Below are 8,753 nucleotides of genomic sequence, written 5' to 3'. Positions count from 1 at the left end.
GACGAGGCGGCGGAGATCGTGCTGGAGAACGACGCGACCGGCGCGCAGACCGAGGCGCACCAGAAGCGGATGATGGGCGAGGTCGCCAAGCTGATCGGCAGCCCGGCGGAGGGCGTGGGCTATCTCGATCCGGCTGCCTATGAGCGTACCGTGAAGGTGCTGCTCTCGGGCGGCTCCGACCCGGTGATCAGCAAGGCGCCGAGCGGGGCCTGGACCCACGACGTCTTCGAGGCGTCGCAGAAGTAGCCTCCGCCTTCAGGACGGAGGTCGCCGGGCCGCTGTGTGGCGACGCGCAGCGGCCCCGTCTGCATGTTGCCCCCATAGATGGCCGCTGGATGACGGCAGGATTGCCGTTACGTACGGATACCATTCGTCACAAATGTCTACGTGCATCAAAGTTGCGGTGATGCCATAGATGGGAGTGTCGATGTTGCATCATTGCCGGCACCGGCTGGCACTGTCGCCCATGGTTTCCGGATCAACAATGTTACAAGCTTCAGTGCTTCCATGCAGATATCATTTGCGCCACGTGTCGAGATGAACAACAAGCCCTCCCTTCCGCGGCGACAGCCCCCCAAGCAGGCGATATCGCTGCGTGTCGACGTCGATGTGCTCGAATGGTTCAAGGCCGGCGGGCCCGGCTACCAGACCAGGATGCTGCAGGTCCTGCGCGAGCACATGCGCGCGGAGCGGGCCAAGGCAGCCCAGCACTCCGCCGCCTGAGAGGCATCCGCCCTCGCCTTTGTGGCAAAAAGCGACCAAATCCCTCTGGTGACGTGCCGGCTGCCACAGGCGCTGCCGGCCTGTGGCTGGAAGGAGGTCCGTCTTGGCCAAGGAGATCTTCTGCGCGTTCGGCGTGGATGTGGACGCGGTGGCCGGCTGGCTCGGCTCGTATGGGGGCGAGGACAGCCCGTGCGACATCAGCCGCGGCCTGTTCGCCGGCGAGGTGGGCGTGCCGCGCCTGGTGGAACTGTTCCGCCGGTTCGGGATCGACACGACCTGGTTCGTGCCCGGCCATTCGATCGAGACCTTTCCCCGCCAGATCGAGGCGGTCGCCAAGGCCGGCCACGAGATCGGCATGCACGGCTACAGCCACGAGAACCCAATCGCTTTGACACCTGCCCAGGAGGAGGAGGTGTTCGAGAAGTGCATCGAGGTGATCGAGAAGGTCGCGGGGCGCAAGCCGGTCGGCTACGTGGCGCCCTGGTGGGAGTTCGGGCCCAAGACCAACGAGCTCCTGCTCAAGAAGGGCATCAAGTACGACCACAGCCTGATGCACGACGACTTCACGCCGTATTATGTCCGGGTCGGCGACAGCTGGACCAAGATCGATTACGGGCGCAAGGCGGCAGACTGGATGAAGCCGCTGGTGCGCGGTCAGGTGACCGACCTGATCGAGATCCCGGCGTCGTGGTATCTCGACGACCTGCCGCCGATGATGTTCATCAAGGCCTCGCCCAACAGCCACGGCTTCGTCAATCCGCGCCATCTGGAAGAGATCTGGCGGGACCAGTTCGACTGGGTCTATCGCGAGATGGACTATGCGGTCTTCACCATCACCATTCACCCCGACGTTTCCGGCAAGCCGCAGGTGCTGCTGATGCTGGAGCGGATCTTCCAGCACATCTCGAAGCACCCGGGCGTGACCTGGACCACCTTCGAGAAGATCGCGGACGATTTCGCCAGGCGCTCGCCGCGCCACGAACTGAAGCCCGCCGACCCGGCGGCCGGGATCTAGCGCCATGTGCGGCCTGTGCGGCGTTCTGCAGGCGGAGCACTGGAGCGATGCCGCCGGGACCGCTGACGGCGCCGTGCCGCGCCAGGCGCGGCTGCGCCGGGCAGCGCTGGTCTCGGCGGTGCTGGCGCCCCGCCGCGCCCGGGCGGCGGACTGGGAGGGCGCCAAGCTGCGCCTGACCACCGCCACCGGGCGGGTGGAACTCGCGGACACGCTGGCCGATCTCTGGCACCGGGCCGACCGACTGGTCGGCCCCCTCGACCCGCTCGACCCGGAACTGCTGGACCGGCTGGACGACGCCGCTTGAGCGGCACTGTCCAGAAGGTGCCGGTGGACCTGCTGACCGGCTTCCTCGGCAGCGGCAAGACCACGCTGCTGCGCCGGCTCCTGACCGATCCGGCACTCGCGGATACGGCCGTCCTGATCAACGAGTTCGGCGCGGTCGGGCTCGATCATCTGCTGGTCGAGACGGTCGATCCCGACACCTATCTCCTGTCCTCGGGCTGCATCTGCTGCTCGATCCGTGACGACCTCGCCGCCGCATTGCGCGAGCTTTGGGACAAGCGCGAGCGCGGGCTCCTGCCCCCGTTTCGCCGGGTGGTGATCGAGACCACCGGCCTGGCCGACCCGACCCCGGTCCTGGCCATCCTGACCAGCGAGCCGATGCTGCGCTGGCATCTGCGGATCGGCCGGGTGGTCGCGACCATCGATGCGCTGGCCGGTGCCGCCACGCTGGCCGCCCATGACGAGAGCCGGCGGCAGGTGGCGGTGGCCGATCGGCTGGTGGTCACCAAGGCCGACCTGGTCGAATCGGCAGCGCTCGCCGCCCTGGAAGCGGAGCTGCGCGGGATCAACCCGAGCGCCGACATCCTGCATGCGCGCCATGGCGAGCTGGCCGATGCCCCTGCCCTGCTGACATCCCCGAACGACACGCGCGAGGTCCGCCGCTGGCTGGCCTACGAACCGGCCCCGGCACGCCACGGCGCCATCGGCAGCTTCCTGCTCGAGGCGGACCAGCCGATCGAGTGGGCGGCGTTCGGGGTGTGGCTCAGCCTGCTGCTTCATCGCCACGGCAGCCGGATCCTGCGGGTGAAGGGCCTCGTGCACATCCAGGGCCGCGATCTGCCGGTGGTGATCCAAGGCGTGCAGCATGTCGTACATCCGCCGGAGCATCTGCCGGCCTGGCCAGAGGGCGGCCAGGGCACCCGCCTGGTCTTCATCGGCGTCGAGCTCGACCCGCCAGCGATCCGGCGCTCGTTCTCGACCTTTCAGCTTCTGGGTGATCGGGTCCTGGGCGGCTGAGCCAGCCACATCATCGTTGAAGAACGAACGTTCGTTCGCTATTTTCTGATCATGCCACGACTGACCGACGAGCAGCAGAACGAGCGGCGCAGCCAGATCCTGCAGGCGGCTGGCCGCTGTTTCACCCGCGACGGCTTCCACCGCACCTCCATGCAGCGGATCTGCAAGGAGGCGGGCATGAGCCCGGGCGCGCTCTATCTCTATTTCGAGAGCAAGGAGGCGCTGATCGCGGCGATGATCGAGGTCGACCGCGCGGAGCTCGCCGCGGCGTTCTCGGCCGCGGCCGCCGCCGACGACGTGCTGGCGGCGATGACCGCGGTCGGCCGCCGCTATTTCGTCGAGGAGCCGCGCGAGCGCGCCATGCTCACCCTGCAGATCTGGGCAGAGAGCGCCAGAGATCCGGCAATCTGCGCCCTGTGCGACGGAATCGAGCGCGAGGTACGCGCCAACCTCCTGTTCCTGTGCAGGACCATGCAGGAGCAGGGCAAGGCGGCACCGGATGTCGACATCGAGGCCCTGGTCGACATCCTGATCCTGATCAGCGACGGGATCTTCAAGAACCGGGCCCTGGACGAGAACTTCGACGGCGAGCAGGCGATGGCTGGGCTGCTCGCCGTGCTGCGGGCCGGCCTGGCCGGCCAGCTTGCCCTGCCTGCGTCATCCCCGAGGCTGGAGCAGCCAGCATGACCCGCAGCGCCACGTACCTCGCCAGTGCTGCGCTCGCGGCCCTGCTGCTGGCGGGCCCTTCGGTGCTGTCCGCCCAGGAGCCGGCGGCCCCTGCGCCCATGGCAGCACCGATGGTGAGCGTGGTGCGCGCCGCCGAGCAGGAGCTGGTGGCGCAGCTCGTGGTCACCGGCTCGCTCGCCGCGCGCGACGAGGTGCTGGTCGGCCCGGAGATCGAGGGTTCGCGGATCGTCGAGCTGCTGGTCGAGGAAGGCGATCTGGTCGAGCGCGGCCAGGTGCTGGCACGGCTCTCCCGCGAGCTCTGGGATGCGCAGCTCGCCTCGATCGATGCCGCCCTGGAGCGGGCCAAGGTGAGCGTGCTGGTGGCTCAGAGCCAGATTGACGAGGCGGAGGCGGCGCGCACCCAGGCGCTGGCCGACTTCCATCGCGCCCAGGCGCTGATCCGGCGGGGCAATACCTCGGCCGCGACCCTGGACGAGCGCCAGGCTGCCGCCCGGGCCGCCGAGGCCAGGGTGGAGACGGCCGAGCAGAGCGTGCGCCTGGCCGAGGCGCAGGTCGCCGAGGCGGAGGCCAAGCGCCGGGAGATCATGGTCCAGATCGGCATGACCGAGATCAAGGCGCCGGCCGCCGGGCGGATCAGCGAGCGCAATGCGCGGCTGGGCGCGCTCGCAGCGATGAACGGCGAGCCCTTGTTCCGGATCGTCCAGGACGACGAGGTCGAGCTGCACGCCCAGGTCGCCGAGGTGATGCTGGCGAGCCTGGCGCCCGGCCAGGCGGTCCAGGTTACCCCGGCCGGCCGGGGGGAGCCGATCGTGGGCGAGATCCGCCTGGTCACGCCGAGGATCGACCCGCAGACCAGGCTGGGCAAGGTCAAGATCCGGCTGGAGGATGCAAGGGGCCTGACGCTCGGCACCTTCGCCCGTGCGCGCATCGAGATCGACCGCCAGCACGGCGTGACCGTGCCGGTCACGGCGATCCAGTTCGTCGACGGCCACCAGGAGATCCAGGTGGTGCGGGATGACACGGTCGAGACCCGCCGGATCGCCGTCGGCCTGCGCACCAGCGAGGCGGTGATCGTCACCGCGGGCCTGGAGCCCGGCGAGCAGGTGGTGGCGGTGTCCGGCACCTTCCTGCGCGACGGCGACCGGGTGCGGCCGGTGGACGGCGACAGTCTGGCGCCGGTGGCCGATTCCCCGCAGGCAAACGCGAAGAGCTAGCGGACGGCCCCCATGCGCCTGAACGTTTCCGCCTGGTCGATCCGCCACCCGATACCGGCCCTCGTGCTGTTCGCGGTCCTGACCCTGCTGGGCCTCTACACCTTCCAGAACCTGTCGATCACCCGCTTTCCCAACATCGACGTGCCGGTGATCTCGGTCACCGTCACCCAGGCGGGCGCTTCGCCGAGCGAACTGGAGCAGCAGGTCGCCAAGCGGGTCGAGGACGCGGTCGCCAACCTGACGGGCGTGAAGCACGTCGTCTCGACGATCACCGACGGCAGCTCGGTGACGGCCATCGAGTTCCGGCTGGAAATCGATACCGACCGGGCGCTGAACGACACCAAGGACGCGGTCGCCAAGATCCGCCAGGACCTGCCGCTCGGCATCGACGAGCCGATCACCCAGCGGATCGACGTGGTCGGCCAGTCGATCCTGACCTATGCCGCCGCCGCCCCGGCCATGACGCTGGAGCAGCTCTCCTGGTACACGGACGACGTCACCCGCAAGCGGCTGCAGGGCCTGCCGGGCGTGGGCAAGGTCGAGCGGCTGGGTGGCGTCGACCGCCAGTTCGTGGTGGCGCTCGATCCCGACCGGCTGAACGCGCTGGGTATCACACCCGCCGAGGTCAACCGCCAGCTCAAGGCCACGGTGGTCGACATGGGCAGTGGGCGGGCCGAGCTGGCCGGCCAGGAGCAGTCGATCCGCACCCTGGCCCAGGCCCGCTCGATGACGGAGCTGGCTGCCAGCACCATCGCCCTGCCGGGCGGGCGCACCGCGCGGCTGGACGAACTCGGCACCATCACGGACAGTTTCGAGGAGCCGCGCAGCTTCGCCCGGCTGAACGCCGACACGCCGGTGGTGGCGCTCTCCGTCTACCGCTCCAAGGGTGCTTCGGACCTGGACGTGCGCAACGTCGTCACGGCGGCGATCCAGGAGATGGAAGCTCAGGACCCGCGCGTCTCCTATGAGCTGATCGACGATTCGGTCCGCTACACGGTCGGCAATTACGAGAGCGCCATGTCGACCCTGATCGAGGGTGCGGCCCTCGCGGTGGTCGTGGTGTTCGTGTTCCTGCGCGACTGGCGGGCCACCCTGATCGCCGCGATCACCCTGCCGCTCTCGGTGATCCCGACCTTCTTCGCGATGGAGGCGATGGGCTTCTCGCTCAACCTCGTCTCGCTGCTCGCCATCACTCTGGTCACCGGCATCCTGGTCGACGATGCGATCGTCGAGATCGAGAACATCGCGCGGCACATCGCCATGGGCAAGCCGCCCTACCAGGCGGCGATGGAGGCGGCGGACGAGATCGGCCTCGCCGTGATCGCGATCACCTTCACGATCGTCGCGGTGTTCGCGCCGGTCAGCTTCATGGGCGGGGTCGCCGGCCAGTATTTCAAGCAGTTCGGCCTGACCGTCGCGGTGGCAGTCCTGTTCTCGCTCCTGGTGGCACGGCTGATCACGCCGATGCTGGCGGCCTACTTCATGAAGGGCCGTGGCCACGTGGAGCCGAAGGACGGCCGCCTGATGCGCGGCTACACCCGCCTCCTGGGCACCATGATCCGGCATCGCTGGCTGACGATGTTGACCGGCATCGCGCTGTTCGCGCTCTCCATCTGGAGCGCCGGGCTCCTGCCCACCGGCTTCATCCCGGACGAGGACAGCGGGCGCACCGTGGTGAGCCTGGAGCTGCCGCCCGGCGCCACGCTGGAGCAGACCCGCCTGCGCACCGACGAAGCGGTCCGGACGGTGCAGGCGATCCCGGAAGTGCGCCGGGCATTGGTGATCGGCGGCAGCTCGCCCACCGGGGCGCTGGAGGTCCGCAAGGCGGCGCTGTTCGTCGAGCTCACGCCCAAGGGCGAGCGGGAGCGGAGCCAGAAGGACATCGAGCTGGAGATCGGGCGGCGCCTTGGCGACATTCCGGACCTGCGCGCCTGGTACGTGAACGAGCGGGGCGAACGACAGCTCTCGATCAGCGTGCTGAGCGACGATCCGGCCGCACTGCGCCAGGGGGTCGGCGGGCTCGAGGCCGCCATGCGCCGGGTCCCGGAGTTCACCAACGTCGCGGCCAATGCCGGGGTGGAGCGGCCCGAGATCCGGGTGGTGCCCAGACTGGACGAGGCGGCGCGCTTCGGCGTGTCGACCGACGCCATCGCCCAGGCGGTGCGCGTCGCCACGATCGGCGACACCGAGGCCAACATGGCCAAGCTCGCGACTGACGACCGGCAGGTGCCGATCCGGGTGCAGCTGGACACGGCAGCGCGTGGCGACCTGGAGATCCTGCAGGTGACCACGGTCACCGGTACTGCCGGCGTCCCGGTCCCGCTGCTGGCGGTGGCGGACGTGGTGCCGGGCCAGGGCCCGTCCTCCATCGACCGCTACGACCGGGAACGACGGGTGGTGGTCGGAGCCGACCTCGTGCGCGGCGTGGCGCTGGGGCAGGCGACCGAGCTGGTGGCGGCATTGCCCTACCTGCAGGAGCTGCCGCCGGGCGTGCGCCAGCAGGCGACCGGCGATGCCGAGATCATGGCCGAGGTGTTCGGTGGGTTCGCCGCGGCGATGGGGGCCGGCCTCTTGATGATGCTGGGCGTGCTGATCCTCCTGTTCGGCAGCATCTTCCACCCGATCACCATCCTCCTTTCCCTGCCGCTCTCGATCGGCGGCGTGATCCTGGCCCTGGTGGCGACCGGCAACCCGATCAGCATGCCGGTGGTGATCGGCATCCTGATGCTGATGGGCATCGTCACCAAGAACGCGATCATGCTGGTCGACTTCGCGGTGGAGGAGCAGGCGCGCGGCACGCCCAAGAACCAGGCGATCATCGAGGCCGGGCGCAAGCGGGCGCGGCCTATCATCATGACCACGATCGCGATGGTGGCCGGCATGTTGCCGTCCGCCTACGGGGTCGGCGACGGCGGCGAGTTCCGCTCGCCCATGGCGATCGGCGTGATCGGCGGCCTGATCGTCTCCACCCTGCTCTCGCTTGTGTTCGTGCCGAGCTTCTACTCGGTGATGGGCACGATCGAGGCGTTCATCGGCCGGGTTCTCCGCCGGGTGCTGGTGCTCAACGAGCCGACGGAAACGACGCAGCGCCGCTCACATCTGCCGGCGGAGTAGGACCGCCGCATAGCCCTTCCGGCAGCTTACCTGTAGAGCCTGCCGACCGGACCTTGCGTGGAGGACGCCATTGCTGCGTCGGACCTATGACCGACTGATGCGCGAAGCGAACCGCCCCGGTGCGGAGCGGGCACTCGCGGCGGTGAGCTTTGCCGAAAGCTCGTTCTTTCCGATTCCCCCGGACGTGATGATCGTGCCGATGGTGCTGGCCAACCCGGACCGGGCCTGGCGGATCGCGACGATCGCCACGGTGGCGAGCGTGATCGGCGGCCTGTTCGGCTATGCGATCGGCTACTTCCTGTTCGAGACGCTCGGCAACCTCCTGTTCGACCTGTACGGGCTGCAGGACAAGGCCCAGGCCTTCCAGCACTCGTACCAGGAGTGGGGCCTGTGGATCATCCTGATCAAGGGCCTGACGCCGATCCCCTACAAGCTGGTCACCATCGCCTCGGGCGCCGCCCATTTCGCGCTGCCCGTGTTCATCGCCGCCTCGGTAGTCACCCGGGGTGCCCGCTTCTTCTTGCTGGCGGTTCTGCTGCGCCGGTTCGGGCCGCCGATCCGTGACTTCATCGAACGGCGGCTGACCCTGGTCACCTCGGCCTTCGCTGCAGCGATCGTACTCGGTTTTGTCGCCTTGCGCTGGATCTGATGCGTCGGCTGGTTCAGTCTGCCACGCATGTTCATCCAGGTCCCGGCACGCT

8 protein-coding genes and 1 pseudogene are annotated in these 8,753 nt (G+C 68.8%); all 9 read left to right on the top strand.

The features are described from left to right. Nucleotides 1-246: pseudogene (locus VNS22_RS22400) on the top strand (ABC transporter substrate-binding protein); the annotation flags it as partial. A gap of 291 nt (nucleotides 247-537) precedes the next feature. Continuing rightward, a complete protein-coding gene (locus tag VNS22_RS22395; RefSeq protein ID WP_325736438.1) occupies nucleotides 538-723 on the top strand; it encodes a BrnA antitoxin family protein in 186 nt (61 codons plus the stop codon). 103 nt (nucleotides 724-826) lie between these two features. Next, nucleotides 827-1,738: a polysaccharide deacetylase gene (locus VNS22_RS22390; RefSeq protein ID WP_325736436.1), complete on the top strand. Its 912-nt coding sequence runs from the start codon at nucleotides 827-829 to the stop codon at nucleotides 1,736-1,738. A 4-nt stretch (nucleotides 1,739-1,742) separates the two neighbouring features. After that, nucleotides 1,743-2,042, top strand: a complete 300-nt coding sequence (locus VNS22_RS22385; protein ID WP_325736434.1) for a hypothetical protein — start codon at nucleotides 1,743-1,745, stop codon at nucleotides 2,040-2,042. Then, the gene (locus VNS22_RS22380) at nucleotides 2,039-3,037 is read left to right on the top strand and encodes a GTP-binding protein (protein WP_325736432.1); all 999 of its coding nucleotides are present in this window, start codon (nucleotides 2,039-2,041) and stop codon (nucleotides 3,035-3,037) included. The genes VNS22_RS22385 and VNS22_RS22380 overlap by 4 nt, the downstream gene beginning before the upstream one ends. 51 nt (nucleotides 3,038-3,088) lie before the next feature. Then, on the top strand, nucleotides 3,089-3,724 hold the full coding sequence (locus VNS22_RS22375; RefSeq protein WP_325736430.1) for a TetR/AcrR family transcriptional regulator: 636 nt from the start codon (nucleotides 3,089-3,091) through the stop codon (nucleotides 3,722-3,724). After that, nucleotides 3,721-4,938 carry an efflux RND transporter periplasmic adaptor subunit gene (locus tag VNS22_RS22370; RefSeq protein WP_325736428.1) on the top strand — a complete coding sequence of 406 codons (1,218 nt, stop codon included), beginning with the start codon at nucleotides 3,721-3,723 and terminating at the stop codon, nucleotides 4,936-4,938. The genes VNS22_RS22375 and VNS22_RS22370 overlap by 4 nt, the downstream gene beginning before the upstream one ends. 12 nt (nucleotides 4,939-4,950) lie before the next feature. Then, nucleotides 4,951-8,052 (top strand): efflux RND transporter permease subunit, encoded by a 3,102-nt coding sequence (locus VNS22_RS22365; protein WP_325736427.1) that lies wholly within the window; start codon nucleotides 4,951-4,953, stop codon nucleotides 8,050-8,052. 70 nt (nucleotides 8,053-8,122) lie between these two features. Continuing rightward, nucleotides 8,123-8,701, top strand: a complete 579-nt coding sequence (locus VNS22_RS22360) for a YqaA family protein (RefSeq protein WP_325736425.1) — start codon at nucleotides 8,123-8,125, stop codon at nucleotides 8,699-8,701. Nucleotides 8,702-8,753: the final 52 nt, after the last annotated feature.

It is taken from the genome of Geminicoccus sp. (assembly GCF_035556675.1).
Taxonomy (GTDB): domain Bacteria; phylum Pseudomonadota; class Alphaproteobacteria; order Geminicoccales; family Geminicoccaceae; genus Geminicoccus.
Note: the sequence above shows the minus strand (reverse complement) of the source record. Positions and strands in the feature narration are given on the sequence as shown.

Coding starts and splice junctions, on each gene's coding strand:
- VNS22_RS22385 (WP_325736434.1), top strand. CDS start 1,743: ATGTGCGGCCTGTGCGGCGTTCTGCAGGCGGAGCACTGGAGCGATGCC.
- VNS22_RS22370 (WP_325736428.1), top strand. CDS start 3,721: ATGACCCGCAGCGCCACGTACCTCGCCAGTGCTGCGCTCGCGGCCCTG.
- VNS22_RS22375 (WP_325736430.1), top strand. CDS start 3,089: ATGCCACGACTGACCGACGAGCAGCAGAACGAGCGGCGCAGCCAGATC.
- VNS22_RS22365 (WP_325736427.1), top strand. CDS start 4,951: ATGCGCCTGAACGTTTCCGCCTGGTCGATCCGCCACCCGATACCGGCC.
- VNS22_RS22395 (WP_325736438.1), top strand. CDS start 538: ATGAACAACAAGCCCTCCCTTCCGCGGCGACAGCCCCCCAAGCAGGCG.